General features: G+C 71.4%; 15 protein-coding genes. 8 read left to right on the forward strand and 7 right to left on the reverse strand.

The features are described 5' to 3' along the window. Nucleotides 1-9: 9 nt before the first annotated feature. Nucleotides 10-744, reverse strand: a complete 735-nt coding sequence (locus tag ACFQW8_RS15315; RefSeq protein WP_380088886.1) for a Type 1 glutamine amidotransferase-like domain-containing protein — start codon at nt 742-744, stop codon at nt 10-12. Between the two features lie 87 nt (nt 745-831). Between ACFQW8_RS15315 and ACFQW8_RS15320 the strand changes: the two genes are divergently transcribed. Beyond that, complete coding sequence (locus tag ACFQW8_RS15320) at nt 832-2,415, forward strand: serine/threonine-protein kinase (RefSeq protein ID WP_380088888.1); 1,584 nt, start codon at nt 832-834, stop codon at nt 2,413-2,415. A 69-nt stretch (nt 2,416-2,484) separates the two neighbouring features. Here ACFQW8_RS15320 and ACFQW8_RS15325 read toward each other — a convergent pair whose 3' ends face one another. From ACFQW8_RS15325 to lpdA, 3 genes are read right to left on the reverse strand one after another with little or no spacing between them, the layout of a single operon-like run. After that, nucleotides 2,485-3,384: a TIGR01777 family oxidoreductase gene (locus ACFQW8_RS15325; protein ID WP_380088890.1), complete on the reverse strand. Its 900-nt coding sequence runs from the start codon at nt 3,382-3,384 to the stop codon at nt 2,485-2,487. Between the two features lie 14 nt (nt 3,385-3,398). Next, nucleotides 3,399-5,432 carry a 2-oxoglutarate dehydrogenase, E2 component, dihydrolipoamide succinyltransferase gene (gene sucB, locus ACFQW8_RS15330; RefSeq protein ID WP_380088891.1) on the reverse strand — a complete coding sequence of 678 codons (2,034 nt, stop codon included), beginning with the start codon at nt 5,430-5,432 and terminating at the stop codon, nt 3,399-3,401. A gap of 39 nt (nt 5,433-5,471) precedes the next feature. After that, entirely contained in the window at nt 5,472-6,851 is a 1,380-nt protein-coding gene (gene lpdA / locus ACFQW8_RS15335; protein WP_380088893.1) for a dihydrolipoyl dehydrogenase, read from the reverse strand. A gap of 201 nt (nt 6,852-7,052) precedes the next feature. Here lpdA and ACFQW8_RS15340 point away from each other — a divergent pair, with 201 nt between their 5' ends. Continuing rightward, nucleotides 7,053-7,382, forward strand: coding sequence for a hypothetical protein (locus ACFQW8_RS15340; protein WP_380088895.1), 330 nt, complete (start codon nt 7,053-7,055; stop codon nt 7,380-7,382). A gap of 15 nt (nt 7,383-7,397) precedes the next feature. Here the strand turns inward: ACFQW8_RS15340 and ACFQW8_RS15345 are convergent, their stop codons facing one another. Continuing rightward, nucleotides 7,398-8,354 (reverse strand): hypothetical protein, encoded by a 957-nt coding sequence (locus ACFQW8_RS15345; RefSeq protein ID WP_380088896.1) that lies wholly within the window; start codon nt 8,352-8,354, stop codon nt 7,398-7,400. A 118-nt stretch (nt 8,355-8,472) separates the two neighbouring features. Here ACFQW8_RS15345 and ACFQW8_RS15350 point away from each other — a divergent pair, with 118 nt between their 5' ends. Further along, entirely contained in the window at nt 8,473-8,664 is a 192-nt protein-coding gene (locus tag ACFQW8_RS15350) for a DUF5302 domain-containing protein (protein WP_380088898.1), read from the forward strand. Between the two features lie 67 nt (nt 8,665-8,731). Here ACFQW8_RS15350 and ACFQW8_RS15355 read toward each other — a convergent pair whose 3' ends face one another. Continuing rightward, a complete protein-coding gene (locus tag ACFQW8_RS15355) occupies nt 8,732-10,312 on the reverse strand; it encodes a leucyl aminopeptidase (RefSeq protein ID WP_380089794.1) in 1,581 nt (526 codons plus the stop codon). 61 nt (nt 10,313-10,373) lie between these two features. On the opposite strand from ACFQW8_RS15355, the gene gcvT reads away from it, so the two are divergent. From gcvT to ACFQW8_RS15370, 3 genes are read left to right on the forward strand one after another with little or no spacing between them, the layout of a single operon-like run. Continuing rightward, nucleotides 10,374-11,486 carry a glycine cleavage system aminomethyltransferase GcvT gene (gene gcvT, locus ACFQW8_RS15360; protein ID WP_380088900.1) on the forward strand — a complete coding sequence of 371 codons (1,113 nt, stop codon included), beginning with the start codon at nt 10,374-10,376 and terminating at the stop codon, nt 11,484-11,486. Nucleotides 11,487-11,510: 24 nt separating this feature from the next. Beyond that, nucleotides 11,511-11,987, forward strand: coding sequence for an OsmC family protein (locus tag ACFQW8_RS15365; protein ID WP_380088901.1), 477 nt, complete (start codon nt 11,511-11,513; stop codon nt 11,985-11,987). Then, nucleotides 11,984-12,199: a hypothetical protein gene (locus ACFQW8_RS15370; protein ID WP_380088902.1), complete on the forward strand. Its 216-nt coding sequence runs from the start codon at nt 11,984-11,986 to the stop codon at nt 12,197-12,199. The genes ACFQW8_RS15365 and ACFQW8_RS15370 overlap by 4 nt, the downstream gene beginning before the upstream one ends. Here ACFQW8_RS15370 and ACFQW8_RS15375 read toward each other — a convergent pair. Continuing rightward, nucleotides 12,196-12,774, reverse strand: a complete 579-nt coding sequence (locus ACFQW8_RS15375) for a DUF3043 domain-containing protein (RefSeq protein WP_380088903.1) — start codon at nt 12,772-12,774, stop codon at nt 12,196-12,198. The genes ACFQW8_RS15370 and ACFQW8_RS15375 overlap by 4 nt on opposite strands. Before the next feature lie 70 nt (nt 12,775-12,844). Here ACFQW8_RS15375 and ACFQW8_RS15380 point away from each other — a divergent pair, with 70 nt between their 5' ends. Together ACFQW8_RS15380 and ACFQW8_RS15385 are read left to right on the forward strand one after the other, a co-directional pair. Next, nucleotides 12,845-14,218 carry a dipeptidase gene (locus tag ACFQW8_RS15380; protein WP_380088904.1) on the forward strand — a complete coding sequence of 458 codons (1,374 nt, stop codon included), beginning with the start codon at nt 12,845-12,847 and terminating at the stop codon, nt 14,216-14,218. 2 nt (nt 14,219-14,220) lie between these two features. Next, nucleotides 14,221-15,261, forward strand: a complete 1,041-nt coding sequence (locus ACFQW8_RS15385) for a glutathione S-transferase family protein (RefSeq protein WP_380088906.1) — start codon at nt 14,221-14,223, stop codon at nt 15,259-15,261.

The raw sequence follows: 15,261 nt of genomic DNA on the forward strand, positions 1-15,261 counted from the left end.
GGGCTCGCCTCAGGGGTTGACGAGGCGGCGCGGCTCGAGGCGCTCCTCGACTGCCGCGTCACCTTCGCGGGTGACGATGTAGGCACCCTTCCCGTCGCGCTCGGAGACGGCCTCGACGAGCTCGGTACCGTGATAGACGAGCCCCACCCCGTCGTCGGTGCAATGGGTCGTGGGCAGCGTGCCGGCAGCAACGAGCTCGTGGACGAGCGGCCGACGGCGGGCCTCCGAGTCGTAGTGCACGCCGTTGCCGTAGGGGAGCAGGGAGAGCCCGTTGGTGACGGCCCGCAGCTCCGGGCCGAACGAGTCGGTCGTGCCCCCGACGTACCAGCAGATCGACCCGGCCGAGACACCCGCCAGGACGACACCGGCCTCCCAGGCGGCGCGCATCGGCGCACCGAGTTCGTGGACCTGCCACACCGCGAGGAGGTTGGCGACCGAACCACCGTTGACCCAGACGACGTCCTGCTCGAGGAGCATCCCGGGCACGTCGTCGTGGTTCGGCATCGGGAAGAGATCGAGGGTCGAGATGTCGAAGCCCGCAACCCGACCGGCCTGGTGGAGATGGTCGTTGAAGAACCGCTGGTCACCGCTCGCCGTCCCCACGACCGTGACCTTCGGCGCCCGCCCTGTGACGCCGGAGAGCTCGACGGCGTGGTGCACGAGCGCGTCGAACTCGAGGTAGGTCCGGCTGGCGGGGCGGTAGCCACCCGAGGTGGCGAGGATGGTCGGCTGGTCGGCAGGCATGCCCGCGACCCTAGCCGAGCGGGACGGACGCCCCTGCCCTGTGGAAAACCTCGCGGTGGCTTCGGCGCCCTGGGCAACGATGAGCCGATGGAGACCGTGGACAAGGCGCTTGACGGCCGGTATGCCGGACGCCACCGGATCGTGGACCACCGTGCTCCCAGCGTGCCCGGGTACGAAGTGCTCGAGCCGATCGGGCAGGGCGGGTCCGGCGCCCTGTGGTCGGCGACGAACACGGCCGGGGAGACGGTGGCGATCAAGGTCGTCTCGGCTATCGACGCCGAGGACGCCCTCGTCGAGCTCGCCGTGCTCGGTCGGATCTGCGAGCCGCACCTCGTCCGGATGCACGAAGCCACGGCGCTGCCCGGGGGCGACATCGCGATCGTGCTCGACCACCTCGCGGGCGGCACCCTCGGGGCGGCGGTGCGTGCCCGTGGGCATCTCGCACCGGGTGAGGCCGTCACCGTGCTCAGCCCGATCGCGTCCACGCTGGGCCGCCTGCACGGCCTCGGTGTCGTGCACGGTGACGTGTCGCCCGGCAACGTGCTCCTGGATCTCGAGGGCCGCCCCTTCCTCGCCGACCTGGGGGTGGCGCGCATCACCGGGCGCGAGTCGGCTGAGGTCCGTGGCACCGAGGGCTTCATCGCACCGGAGGTGGCCGTGGGAGGGATGCCCACGATCGCCTCCGACACCTATGCCCTCGGGGCGCTGGCGTGGTTCTGCCTGACGGGTGAGGCACCGGGCCCGGCGGTGCTGCGAGGACGCCTCGGCGACCGGGTCGCCGGCCTCCCTGCCGAGCTGGCAACCGCGGTCGAGGGGGCTCTGCGCTCCCGCCCCGAGGACCGCCCGGATGCCGACGCCCTGGCGTTGGCGATCTTCGACAGCGCCGCCCCGGAGCCGCTCGTGCTCGTGCAGGGTGAGGACGACGTCAGTCTGCTCACCCGGCGGATCAGGGCGGCCGCCCGGGTGGGGGCTGATGACCCCTCAGCAGCAACGGCGGCGGCCTCGGCTCATCGCCGCGTCCGGGACGTCGCCCGTCGTGGCCTTCCCCAGACCGCGACCGTCACGAGGAGGACGGCGGCGTGTCTGCGGGGCATCCGAACGCTGGTGCCTTTCGTCGTCGTGGTCGGGATTGTCGTCGCGGTGGCCCTCGGGGTGCTGGCGTGGAGCGACGGTCGCGGGGACGCCCGGGCCTCGGCAGCGAGTGGACCGGGGACGACCACGACGTCGAGCAGTGAGTGGTCTGCTGATTCCGGGACGGCCGATGTCCGCATGGTGGCGGATGCCCCCCGCACTCGGCCGCTCGCCCTCGTGGGCTCTCTGGCGCAGGCGCGGGCGGCAGCCTGGTCGAGCGGGATCGCCGCCAGACTCGTCGAGGTCGATGCGCCGCGCTCCCAGGCGCTGGCACGCGACACCGAGGTCCTGGCCGGGGTCCAGCGAGCGAACCAGCGGTACGTGGGTCTGGCCTTCGTCGTTCGCGAGGCGGCCTTCGTGGGGGAGTCGGGCGGCGTGGCGACCGTCAGGGCGCGCATCGACACCGGCGCTCACGTCGTGCGGGGTCGCGGTGGCGACCTGCCGCGACCTGCTGTCACGGCCGCGCCGGTGCTGCTCGACCTCGTCCGCACCGACGCCGGGTGGCGCGTTCACGACGTGCGAGCAGCCGGCGCGCGCTGACAACCAGCAAACTCACGCGTCGACTGTGGGTTCGCCCTGGCCAGGGTGGCGTAGGGAGGGCTCGGCCGGCTAGGAGCCCGCGGTGAGCAGCCAGCGGACCGCGTCGGGGAGGGTGGCCTGGGCGTGGACGAACCCGCTGTCCTGCAGACGTTGTGGCAGGGCGCGCTGGCTCGAGACGATGTCGCCGGCCATCTCGCCGACGATGACGCGCAGCGCGAGCCTGGGCGCCGGCAGCAGAGTCGGGCGATGGAGCTGACGGCCCATCTCGGCCACGATGTCACGCTGTCGCGCAGGCTCGGGGCCGGTGAGGTTGACCGGTCCCTCGAGCCGCTGGTCGATGACGTGCTCGATCGCCCGCACCTCGTCGGCCAGCGTGATCCACGACCAGTAGTGCTGCCCGTTGCCCAACGGTCCGCCCAGCCCCAGCTTGGTGAGTCGGAGCAGGATCTTGATCGCATCGCCCTGCGCATCCAGGACGATGCCGGTGCGCAGGAGGGCGACCGGCGCGCCGGCCGCGCGGGCGGGCTCGGTCGCGCCCTCCCACCCGTGGACGAGGTCGACGAGGAAGCCGGACCCGGCAGTGCTCTCCTCGGTCAGGATCTCGTCGCCGCGGTCACCGTAGTAGCCCACCGCCGACCCGTTGACGAGGTGGATCGGCCTACCTGTCGCCGCGATGGCCGTCGCCAGGGCGGTGGTTCCGTCGGTGCGCGACGCGATGAGCTCGGTCTTGAAGTCGGGGGTCCACCGGTGCGCACCGATGCTGGCACCCGCGAGGTTGACGACTGCGTCGACTCCGTCGAGCACCTCGGGTGCGAGGTGACGGGTCGAGGGATCCCACTGCACCTCGCTCGCCTGCTGCGCAGGGCGTCGCACCAGCTGGATGACCTCGTCGCCCCGCTCACGCAGCGAACGACACAGCGCACCACCGATCAGTCCCGACGAGCCGGCGACGGCGATGCGCTGTGTCATGTGGGTCAACTGCCTCAGAGGCCCAGGTCCGCCTCGAAGGCGCCTTCCTCGAGTCGCTCCTTGACCGTGGTGAGGAAGCGGGCGGCGTCTGCGCCGTCCACGATCCGGTGGTCGTAGGAGAGCGCGAGGTAGACCATCGAGCGGATCGCGATCGTCTCGCCACCGTCGGAGTCGCTGACGACGACCGGCCGCTTGACGACAGCGCCGGTGCCGAGGATGGCGACCTGAGGCTGGTTGATGATCGGCGTGTCGAAGAGTGCGCCGCGGGACCCGGTGTTGGTGATGGTGAACGTGCCGCCGGCGAGGTCGTCGGGCGTGATCTTGTTGGTGCGCGTGCGCTCCGCGAGGTCGGCGATGTTGCGGGAGAGGCCGGCGATGTTGAGGTCGCCGGCGTTCTTGACCACCGGCACGAGCAGGCCCTTGTCGGTGTCCACCGCCATGCCGACGTTCTCGCTGCCGTGATAGATCACCGTGTCGCCGTCGATGCTCGCGTTCACGGTGGGGTGAACCTTGAGGGCCTCGATGGCGGCGAGGGTGAAGAACGGCAGGAAGCTGAGCTTGGTGCCCTCACGGCGGGCGAAGTCACCCTTGGCGCGGTCACGCAGGCGCGCGATCTTGGTGACGTCCACCTCGACGACGGTCGTCAGCTGGGCCGACGTCTGCAGCGACTCGACCATCCGCTTGGCGATCACCTTGCGCAGTCGCGTCATCGGCTGGGTCGTGCCTCGCAGGCTCGTGTCGACGGCGGCGGACTTGCCGGTCGAGGAGGGCGCGGGCGCGGCGGTCGTCGCGCTCGCTGCCGGGGCCGCTTCGGGAGTCTCGGCAGGAGCCTTGGCTGCCTCGGCGGCGGCAAGGACGTCCTGCTTGCGGATGCGTCCACCGACGCCGGTGCCCTTGACGGAGGCGAGGTCGATGCCGTTCTCGTTCGCGATCTTGCGCACGAGGGGAGTGACATAGGCCGACGCGTCCTGCGCCTCGTCGGACCCAGCGGCCTTAGGCGCCGGAGCAGTGGCCTGGGCCACCTCGCCCTCGGACGGTGCCGGCTCGTCGGGTGCGACGCTCTGGGCCTGCGTGGGCTGGCCGCTGGCGGTGTCGGCAGGCTTTTCGGACGCCTGCTTGGGCTGCTCCTGCTGCTTGGGCTGCTCAACCGGCTGCGTGGCCTCGGGCTCCGCGGACTGGCCGGGGCTGGCGGCTTCCGGCTCGGGAGCTGCCTCCTCGGCAGTGGGCTGCGCGGGTGCCGCAGCCTGTGACGTGTCCGTGTTGTCCGAGGCTGCGGCGTCTGCGCCGTCGGCGTCGCCACCGACCACGGCGAGGTCGGCGCCCACGGGGACGGTCTCGTCCTCCTGGACGAGGATCTTGCTCAGCGTGCCTGCCACGGGTGAGGGGATCTCGGTGTCGACCTTGTCGGTGGAGACCTCGAGCAATGGTTCGTCGACAGCGACCTCGTCGCCCTCGGCCTTGAGCCAGCGGGTGATCGTGCCCTCGGTGACGGACTCACCCAGGGCCGGCATGGTCACGGTCGTGCCACCGCCACCGCCGCCACCGCCGCTCGGGGCTGCCGGGGCGGACTCGGCAGATGCGGAGTCGGAGGAGCCGGACTCGGACTCGGCGGGTGCCTCGGTGTGGGGGGATGCCGGTTCCTGGCCGCCCTCGTCGCCGGCCGCAGCCACCTCGTCACGATCGTCGGGAGAGTCGATGGCGTCGCCGTCGCTGCTGTCGCCGGAGCTGTCCTCGGCGGCGGGCGCGGCCTCTGCCGCGGGAGCCTCAGCGGGCTCCTCTGCGGGCGCGGCGTCGTCGCCACCGTCCGCGGGACCGTCACTGATGACGGCGAGGTCGGCGCCGACGGCGACCGTCTCGTCCTCCTCGGCGAGGATCTCCTGCAGGGTGCCGGCGACCGGCGAGGGGATCTCGGTGTCGACCTTGTCGGTGGAGACCTCGAGCAGCGGCTCGTCCACCGCGACCTGGTCACCGACGTTCTTGAGCCACCGGGTGACGGTGCCCTCGGTCACGGACTCGCCGAGGGCGGGCATGGTCACACGTTCGGACATGGTGTCAGTTCTCCTATCGACGGTGGCTTGTCGTCAACTCTAGTTGTGAGCATGCAGCGGTTTGCCAGCGAGCGCCAGATGGGCTTCGCCGAGGGCCTCGTTCTGCGTGGGGTGTGCGTGGACGAGGGGTGCGACATCGTCCGGGTGCGCCTCCCAGCCGACGATGAGCTGGGCCTCGCCGATCTGCTCGCCCATCCTCGCGCCGACCATGTGGACACCGACGACCGGTCCGTCCTTGGAGCGCACGAGCTTGACGAACCCTTGGGTCTGCAGGATCTGGGACTTGCCGTTGCCGCCGAGGTTGTACTCGTACGTCTCGACCTCGCCGTGCACCTCGCGCGCCTGCGCCTCCGTGAGGCCGACCGACGCGATCTCGGGGTTGCTGTACGTGACGCGCGGGATGAGGGTCTCCACGATGGGTGCCGGCGAGAGGCCGGCGATCTCCTCGGCGACGAAGATGCCCTGCTGGAAGCCGCGGTGCGCGAGCTGGAGCCCGGGGACGATGTCGCCCACGGCATACACGCCGTCGACCCCGGTACGGAGGCGGTCATCGGTCGTGACGAAGCCACGATCGAGCGTGACGCCCACCTCGGCGAGACCGAGGCCGTCGGTGACGGGGCCGCGTCCCACGGCGACGAGCAGCAGGTCGGCGTCGATGGTGGTGCCGTCCTCGAGGGAGACGGTGACGACGTCGCCCTCCTGCGTCGCGCCAGCGAACTTCACGCCGGCCCTGACGGTGATCTTGCGCTTGCGGAAGGTGCGCTCCAACACCTTGGAGACGGCCTCGTCCTCCGCGGCCACGAGCCGGGGCAGCGCCTCGACGACGGTGACCTCGGAGCCGAACGACCGGAAGACCGAGGCGAACTCGACCCCGATGACACCGCCCCCGAGGACGACGACCCGGTCCGGCACGAAGTCGAGCTGGAGGGCCTGCTCGCTGGTCATGATGCGGCCGGCGATCTCGAGACCGGGAAGCGTCCTGGGATACGAACCCGTGGCCAGCACGACGTTGCGTCCCGTGACGCGGCGTCCGTCGACCTCGACGGTGGTGCGGTCGACGAGCCGACCGGTGCCCTCGACGATGTCGACCCGGTGCGCCTTGGCCAGGCCCAGCAGCCCCTTGTGCAGGCGGCCGACCACGCCGTCCTTGTAGGCGTTGACCCCGGCCATGTCGATCGACTCCAGAGTCGCCCGCACGCCGAACTGCTCGCTCTCGCGGGCGGAGTCGGCGACCTCGGCGGCATGGAGGAGGGCCTTGGTGGGGATGCAGCCGACGTGCAGGCACGTGCCGCCGAGCTTGGACCTCTCGACGAGCGCGACACGAAGTCCGAGCTCGGCTGCGCGGAAGGCGCAGGCGTATCCGCCGCTCCCGCCTCCCAGGATGACGACGTCGTAGGTGTCCTCGGCGGTGGCCGGCATGCGTGCTGCTCCCTCGGGTCGGGTCCGTGAGGCACGAGCCGAACGGGTCTCGCCCTCGCCGCGCCAGTGCGGCACATCCTGTCACTGCGCCGTGTCAGGCGTCACACGAGGTCCGAGCAGGAGAAGCGCCCTCTGCGTATGCCGTCGGCGCGCCGAGCGAACTCACACCCACCTTCCAGCGCTCTTCCGTATCGTGGCGCCATGGCGTGGTTCAGGCGACGAAAGGGCGGGGCGCCCGCGCAGGGTGCGTCGGCGCCCTCGAAGGACGACGTCCGCAGGGCGCGAACGCACTTCGAGGAGTTCGCGCGAAGCCGCCGCGGGGTGGAGGCGTTCGTCGAGCCCGCGACCAACGTCACCGCGACGACCGTCATCCTGATCGCGCACGACGGCGAGTGGACGCGGCGCGCGGTGCCGTCGCGCGAGGACGCGTTCAGGCTCGCGACCGACCTGCACCTCCCGACCTACGACGTCAACCAGACCGGCTACCCGCAGCGGATGCGCGACTGGAACGCGCGGCAGCGCGGTCGCTGACCCTCACCGATCGGGTCAGAGCTCACGGGCGCAGGGCCGGTCGGCGAGCAGTGCGAGGCCTCGCCGGTCGCCGTCGCCGAGCGTGGTCTGGCCACTGTTCTCGGCGTTCATGAGCTGACCGGACTCCTGCGTGTGGGCCAGCCCGAGCAGGTGAACCAGCTCGTGCGCGACGACGGCCACGGCGACCTCGTGCCCACCCCGGCGACGGGTGAGCTCCGTGAGGGCCGGCCCGTCGAGGTGGACGATCCCCGAGACGTTGTGGAGGTGACCGCTGCTGTCGGTCACCGCGACGCTGCCTCCGACCCCGGCGACATCTCCGTCGAGGACGGGAACCCGCTCGGGGGTCGTCCAGGCCACGAGGGCCGGAGACCACCTGCTCCCGTAGCGACTCGCGTCCGTCGGTGGCCGACGGCTCTGTGCCAGCTCGTCGGTGGCGCCGTCGAGGACGATCCGGAGCCCGGCGGCCGGCCCGACCATGGCGATGGCGTCCCGCAGGATGACATCGGCGCTCGGTGGTGCGGCCTCGTGGTTGACGACGAGGTGCAGGGGACGGCAGGGGTCGTAGGCCGCGACGCTGACCGCGTTCGTGGACAGGAGATCGAAGCCGCCGGAGCCGCTGGGTGCGCGCGGCGCCGGGACGAGGCGCCCGGCTTGGGCGTCGGCCGCGACGGGTGGCCGCGTGTCGGACATCGGGATGATGCTGGCGACGTGGTCGATGTGCTCGTCGGCGACACCCCGGACCCACAGCAGGCCCCCCGTGATGGCGAGGGTGGCGACGATCGGGACCACCGCGACGGCTGTGCGGCGACGCGGGCGGGGTGGCACGGCATACGCAAGGTCTGGTGGTGCACGCCAGGCGGGCGGTGACGCCAGGGCGTCCTGCCGGTCGAGCTCGCGCAGCAGGCGCAGCATCCGGCGTCGGCGCCGCCGGGGCCCCCACGTCAGCCGATCCCACCGGGCACCCGCGACCATGGGCCCAAGATCGCACCCCCGAGGGCCCGGTGTCTCGTGGATGACGGAAAGCCTGTGGCCGCCCTGCGGCGGGTCGTGGGAGAGTGAGGGCGACCGCACCACCGATCCAGGAGGACCCGTGTCCGAGTCGAAGAGTTCCCGTCCGACGCCCAGCGAGGACATGAAGAAGAAGTTCCGCGAGGCCCTGGACAAGAAGCACGCCCACGGCGGCGCCGATGTCTCGGCCGGCAGCGACCACGGGAAGGTCGACCACGGGCACGGCCCGGAGACCTCCGGGCGCGACCAGATGTTCCGCCGCAAGTCCGGCTGACCCGGCCGGAACGAGAGAGGTCCCCGTCCGCGCTCGGCGCAGGCGGGGACCTCTCTCGTCCTGTCGGTCAGGCGGTGTGGTTCTCGATCAGGTTCACCAGGGTCGCGACGCCGTATCCGGTGCCGCCCTTGGGGATGGCGCCGTCGGCACCCTTCTCGTTGAACGACGGGCCGGCGATGTCGACGTGGGCCCAGGGGATGCCCTCGCCGACGAACTCCTGGAGGAAGAGCCCGGCCGTGAGCATGCCGCCCCACCGGTCGGCCTTGTGCTGGAGGTCGGCCACGACCGAGTCCAGGCCGGCGCGCAGCTCGCGCGGCAGGGGCATCGCCCACGAGTCCTCGCCCTCGGCGCCACCGGCGTCGACGACCCGGCTGCGGAAGGCGTCGTCGTTGCCCATGACGCCGGCGACGCGGGCGCCGAGCGCGACCATCTGCGCACCGGTGAGCGTGGCGATGTCGACGATGACGTCGGGCTCGCTCTCGCTGGCCAGGCAGATGCCGTCACCGAGGACCATGCGCCCCTCGGCGTCGGTGTCGATGATCTCGACGGTCGTGCCGTTGCGCATCGTCACGACGTCCCCGGGACGTTGCGCGGTGCCGCTGGGCATGTTCTCGGCGAGGCAGAGGTAGCCGGTGACCGCCACGGGACCGCCCAGCTCGGCAGCGGCGACGACCGTGGCGGCGACGGCGGCGGCGCCGGCCATGTCGGACTTCATCGTGAGCATGCTGCCCGCCGGCTTGATGCACAGGCCGCCGGAGTCGAAGGTGATGCCCTTGCCCACGAGCGCGACCGACCCGGCCTTCGAGCCGCGGGATCCGCTGGGGGAGTAGGTCATCGTCACGATGCGCGGGGGGTTGACCGAGCCCTGGCCGACGCCGACGATGCCGCCGAAGCCACCCTTGGCGAGCGCCTTCTCGTCGAGGACGGAGATCGAGACCTTGCCCGAGGACGCAGCGACGACGGCCTTGACCCGGTCGACGAACGCCTGCGGGGTGAGGAGGTTCGGCGGGGTGTTGACGAGGTCGCGGGCGAGATCGCGGGCCGCGCCGATGACGGCGGCACGCTCGAGGAGCGCCTTGACCGACTTGCCCTGACCGAGCGAGGACACGACGGTGATCTTGGGCCCGCCCGACGCGGCAGGGGCCTTCCGGGCCTTGGCCTGTGCCCCGACCGACACCTTGGTGGAGGCGGCATCGAAGCTGTAGCACCCGGCATACGCACCGTCGGCGACAGCCGCGAGCGCGGCCTCGTCGGTGGCCGGGAGGGCGACGGCGACGCTCGCCTTGGTGGCGACCGAGCGCAGCGCCGAGCCGGCGGCAGCACGGAGCACGTCCGGGGTGAGGTCGGCAGCGGCGCCGAGGCCGGTGATGACGACCGCCGTCGCGGAGACTCCGGGGACGGCCACGACGCGCACGGTCTCGCCGGGCTTGCCCTTGGCCTCGAGGTCGGCCAGCACCGACGCGAGGTGCTTGGCGGCGGGCGCGGGCAGACCGTGTCCCGACGCGAGCGTGGCCCCCGAGTCGCTCGAGACCGAGCCGACGACGAGAGCGTCGACCTTGAGGCCCCCGGCGTCGCGGGTGGTGATGTTGAGGGTTGGCGCTGCTGTCACGCTGTGTCTCCTACGGCCGATCCGGGCAGGCGAGATCATCGCCCCTGTGCGTCGCACCCTAGCCGCGACGGTGACGGAGGCGTCGCGATAGCGTGCCGTCATGACCGATCTGCTGCACTCTCCCGTCCATGACCGGCACGTCGCGCTCGGTGCCAAGCTCGCCGACTTCGGCGGCTGGGAGATGCCGATCGAGTACCCGGGTGGCGGCGTCGTCGCCGAGCACACGGCCGTGCGCGAGCGGGTCGGCCTCTTCGACGTCAGCCACCTCGGCAAGGCCCGGGTGAGCGGGCGTGCCGGCGAGGTCAGCGCCGTCGACTTCGTCAACTCGTGCCTGACCAACGACCTGCGCCGCATCGGTCCGGGACAGGCGCAGTACACCCTCTGCTGCCAGGACGACGGTGGAGTCGTCGACGACCTCATCGCCTACGTCCGCAGTGAGGACGACGTCTTCCTCATCCCCAACGCCGCCAACACCACCGCCGTCGTCGAGCTCCTGCGGGCCGCGGCCCCGGAGGGCATCACCGTCGAGAACCTGCACGACGCCTATGCCGTCTTCGCCGTCCAGGGTCCGAGGAGCGACGAGGTGCTCACCTCGCTCGGGCTGCCGGTCGACCACGACTACATGTCGTTCGTCGAGACGGAGTGGCAGGGGCTGCCCGTCATCGTCTGCCGGACGGGCTACACGGGGGAGCGCGGCTACGAGCTCGTGCCCGCCTGGGACGCGGCCGGCTCGCTCTGGGACGCGCTCGCCTCCGCCGTCGCGGACCAGTCCGGTATGCCGGCCGGTCTCGGCGCGCGCGACACCCTGCGCACCGAGATGGGCTACCCGTTGCACGGCAACGACCTCAGCACCGAGATCACGCCCGTCATGGCCGGAGCGGCGTGGGCCGTCGGTTGGGACAAGGAGAGCTTCTGGGGCAAGGAGGCGCTCGCTGAGCAGCGCGCCGCCAAGACCTCACGGCTGGGCCGCGGTCTCGTCGTCACCGGTCGTGGCATCCCTCGTGCCCACTGCACCGTCCTCAAGGACGGAGAGGTCGTCGGCGAGGTGACCTCCGGGACGTTCAGCCCGACTCGCAAGGAGGGCATTGCGCTGGCGCAGCTCGAGCGTTCGGTCGCCATCGGGGACGAGGTGGTCGTCGACGTGCGGGGCCGCGAGGTCCCGGCGACGGTGACCAAGCCACCGTTCGTCGAGGTCGGCGTCCGCAAGAGCTGACGGACGAGAGCCGAGGCGACGCGCATGGGTGAGCACAGCTACCGGGCCACGGTCGCGTGGGAGGGATCCACGGGTGGCGGCTACACGGCATACCCGCGTGACCACGACGGAGGCGTCCCGCCGGCGACCGAGCCGTTGGCCCTCAGCGCCGACCCGCACTTCCGCGGTGACGCGACCCGGGCCAACCCCGAGCAGCTCCTCGTGCTCGCTGCCAGCTCGTGCCAGCTGCTGTCGTTCCTCCACGTCGCCGCGAGCGCGAAGCTCGACGTGCTCGACTACACCGACGACGCCGTGGGCGTCATGCCCGAGGACGTGAAGCCCATGCGCATCACGCGGATCACGTTGCGCCCCAGGGTGCTGGTCGCCGCGGGCAGTGATGTGAGCCGGTTCGACGAGCTCATGCACGAGGCCCACGAGAGCTGCTTCATCGCCAACTCACTCACCACCGAGGTCGTGCTCGAGCCGACCGTCGAGACAGCCCCAGAGGAGAACGTGTCATGACCGAGGCCTGGACCTGGACCTATGAGAACGCCGCCGGAGCAGCCGTGACGGGTGAGCCGACCACCGAGACGGCGTTCCCCACGCAGTCCGACGCCGAGAACTGGTTCGGCGAGGTGTGGCGCGAGCTGGCCGAGTCCGGTGTCGCGGCGGTGACGCTGCACCGCGACGGGGAGAAGATCTACGGCCCGATGCCGCTCGACGCCTCCGTCTAGCTCGGGTAGTCGCCGCGCTTGACGATCGGGCGGGGCATGCGGGTGCGGCGCATCTGGAACGCGCGCATCGCGGCATAGAAGCCGTCGCCTCGCTGCACGGCGTTCTCGCCGTGCTTGGCCACGAGCTTCTTCTTGATCCGACGCCAGGCGAGGAACGTGTCGACGACCGCGGCGGCGATGAGCCCGTAGACGAGGGCGAAGACGATGAGCATGGCCCACGGCTGACGCACGAACGACAGCGCCAGCACGATGACCATCACCGGGAGCATGAACTCGGCCACGCCCCACCGCGCGTCGACGTAGTCGCGGATGAAGCGCTTGGCCGGACCCTTGTCGCGCGCCGGCAGGTGCGTCTCGTCGCCGGTGAGCATCGCCTGGCGCTGCTTGGCCAGCTGCTCGCGGCGCTTGGCCCGGTCGACGCCCCTGGCCGCCTTGCGGTCCTTGACGACGAGGGGCTGCCTGCGAGCCGCCTCCTGGTCGCGCCGCTTGGGCGTGGGGCGGTTCTTGGCGCCCTCGCGGGCGATCGCCGACTGCTCCGCGAGCTCATCGTTGGTGGTCCTGCTGCGTCCGAACACGGCCCGAGTGTATGCCGCCGGGCTGAGTCCTCCGTGCACGTCACCGGGGGCCGTGGGTAGGGTCGGCAGGGTGACTGACTCCACCGACCAGAGCGACCCGGCTGAGCTCGCTGCGCTGCGCGACACCGTGCGCGGCCTCATGCCGCGGCTGCGGACCGACCTCGAGGCGCTGACGCGGATCCCGAGCGTCTCGCTGCCGGCCTTCGACCAGAGTCATGTGGACGCCTCGGCCGAGGCGACCGCGGCGCTCCTGCGGGCCGAAGGGCTCGAGGTCGAGATCGTGCGCGAGGGAGGCGCTCCCGCGGTCATCGGCCACATCGACGGGCCGGACGGTGCCCCGACCGTCATGCTCTACGCGCACCACGACGTGCAGCCGCCCGGTGACGACGCCGACTGGGACAGCGCGCCGTTCGAGCCGACCGAGCGCGACGGTCGTCTCTATGGCCGGGGGGCCGCAGACGACAAGGCGGGGATCATGGCGCACATCGCCGCCCTGCGCGCCCACGCCGGCCAGCTGCCCGTCGGTGTCACGGTCTTCGTCGAGGGTGAGGAGGAGGTCGGTTCGGACTCGCTCATGACCATCCTCGAGCGCCACGGCGACAAGCTCGAGGCCGACGCCATCGTCCTTGCCGACTCGACGAACTGGGACATCGGCACGCCTGCGCTCACGACGACCCTGCGCGGGCTCATCCGCGTCGTCGTGACCGTCACGACCCTCGACCACGGCGTCCACTCCGGCATGTTCGGCGGGGCCGTCCCCGACGCCATCACCGCGCTCGTCCGCCTCATCGCCACCCTCCACGACGACGAGGGCAACGTGGCCGTCACCGGGCTCAGGTCCGGTGAGGCCGCCGACCTCGAGTTCTCCGAGGAGCGGCTGCGCGAGGAGTCGGGCCTGCTCGACGGGGTGTCGACGATCGGCTCCGGCTCGCTCCTGTCACGCATGTGGACCAAGCCGTCGCTCACGACCATCGGCATCAACGCGCCCTCGGTCGAGAAGTCGTCCAACACCCTCGTCCCCACCGCGTCCGCGAAGCTCTCGATGCGCATCGCCGCCGACGAGGTGCCGACCGACGCGTTCGTCGCCCTCGAGAAGCACCTGCTCGAGAACGCACCCTGGGGCGCCAAGGTCGAGATCACCCTCGACGACCAGGGTGCGGGGTTCGCCGCGGACGCCAGCGGCCCGGTCTATGACCAGGCGCGTGCTGCGTTCGCGGACGCCTGGGGCAAGGAGCCCGTCGACATCGGCGTCGGCGGCTCGATCCCGTTCGTCGCGGCCTTTGCCGAGCGCTTCCCGGACGCGGCCATCCTCGTCACCGGTGTCGAGGACCCCGACACGCGCGCCCACGGCGCCAACGAGTCACTCCATCTCGGCGAGTTCGAGAAGGTCTGTGTCGCCGAGGCAGTGCTCTTCGCCCGCCTCGGCTCGATGAGGAGGAGCTGAGCATGCCCGAGCCCACCCAGGGGAAGTACGTCGAGCCCGAGTTCGAGCGCGACACCGACTACATCGAGGACCGGATCACCCGGGACGGCGAGCAGTGGCCGGTCCAGCCGGGTCGCTACCGCCTCGTCGTCGCCCGCGCGTGCCCCTGGGCCAACCGGGCGATCATCGTCCGTCGACTGCTCGGTCTCGAGGGCGCGATCTCGATGGGCATCTGCGGACCGACGCACGACGCGGACTCCTGGACCTTCGACCTCGACCCCGAGGGGCTCGACCCGGTGCTGGGGATACCCCGCATCAAGGACGCCTACCTCGCCCGCTTCCCGGACTACCCCAAGGGCATCACCGTGCCCGCCATCGTCGACGTGCCCAGCGGCGAGGTCGTGACCAACGACTTCCCGCAGATCACCCTCGACCTCTCGGGGGAGTGGACCGAGCTGCACCGGGAGGGAGCGCCGCAGCTCTATCCCGAGCACCTGCGGGCCGAGATCGACGAGGTCAACAAGCGCGTCTACACCGAGGTCAACAACGGGGTCTACCGATGCGGGTTCGCCGGCACGCAGGAGTCCTACGACGCGGCATACGAACGGTTGTTCACCGCCCTCGACTGGCTCGAGGAGCGCCTCGCCACGCAGCGCTACCTCGTCGGCGACACGATCACCGAGGCCGACGTCCGCCTCTTCACCACACTGGCCCGCTTCGACGCGGTCTACCACGGCCACTTCAAGTGCAACCGCAGCAAGCTCACCGAGATGCCGGTGCTGTGGGCCTATGCCCGTGACCTCTTCCAGACCCCCGGCTTCGGTGACACCACCGACTTCGTCCAGATCAAGAGCCACTACTACGAGGTCCACCGCGACATCAACCCGACCGGGGTCGTCCCCGCCGGACCGGACCTGTCGGGCTGGGGGACGGCCCACGGTCGGGAGTCGCTCGGGGGGCGGCCGTTCGGCGACGGGACGCCGCCGGGTCCGCCGCCCGAGGGCGAGCGAGTCTCGCCGGGCAACAACCCGCACGTGGGCGACGACGGCCTCATCTCACTCTGA

Origin of the sequence: Knoellia altitudinis (assembly GCF_042666355.1) — a bacterium.
Classification (GTDB): domain Bacteria; phylum Actinomycetota; class Actinomycetes; order Actinomycetales; family Dermatophilaceae; genus Knoellia; species Knoellia altitudinis.

Coding starts and splice junctions, on each gene's coding strand:
- ACFQW8_RS15315 (WP_380088886.1), bottom strand. CDS start 744: ATGCCTGCCGACCAGCCGACCATCCTCGCCACCTCGGGTGGCTACCGC.
- ACFQW8_RS15320 (WP_380088888.1), top strand. CDS start 832: ATGGAGACCGTGGACAAGGCGCTTGACGGCCGGTATGCCGGACGCCAC.
- ACFQW8_RS15325 (WP_380088890.1), bottom strand. CDS start 3,384: ATGACACAGCGCATCGCCGTCGCCGGCTCGTCGGGACTGATCGGTGGT.
- sucB (WP_380088891.1), bottom strand. CDS start 5,432: ATGTCCGAACGTGTGACCATGCCCGCCCTCGGCGAGTCCGTGACCGAG.
- lpdA (WP_380088893.1), bottom strand. CDS start 6,851: ATGCCGGCCACCGCCGAGGACACCTACGACGTCGTCATCCTGGGAGGC.
- ACFQW8_RS15340 (WP_380088895.1), top strand. CDS start 7,053: ATGGCGTGGTTCAGGCGACGAAAGGGCGGGGCGCCCGCGCAGGGTGCG.
- ACFQW8_RS15345 (WP_380088896.1), bottom strand. CDS start 8,354: ATGGTCGCGGGTGCCCGGTGGGATCGGCTGACGTGGGGGCCCCGGCGG.
- ACFQW8_RS15355 (WP_380089794.1), bottom strand. CDS start 10,312: ATGATCTCGCCTGCCCGGATCGGCCGTAGGAGACACAGCGTGACAGCA.
- gcvT (WP_380088900.1), top strand. CDS start 10,374: ATGACCGATCTGCTGCACTCTCCCGTCCATGACCGGCACGTCGCGCTC.
- ACFQW8_RS15365 (WP_380088901.1), top strand. CDS start 11,511: ATGGGTGAGCACAGCTACCGGGCCACGGTCGCGTGGGAGGGATCCACG.
- ACFQW8_RS15370 (WP_380088902.1), top strand. CDS start 11,984: ATGACCGAGGCCTGGACCTGGACCTATGAGAACGCCGCCGGAGCAGCC.
- ACFQW8_RS15385 (WP_380088906.1), top strand. CDS start 14,221: ATGCCCGAGCCCACCCAGGGGAAGTACGTCGAGCCCGAGTTCGAGCGC.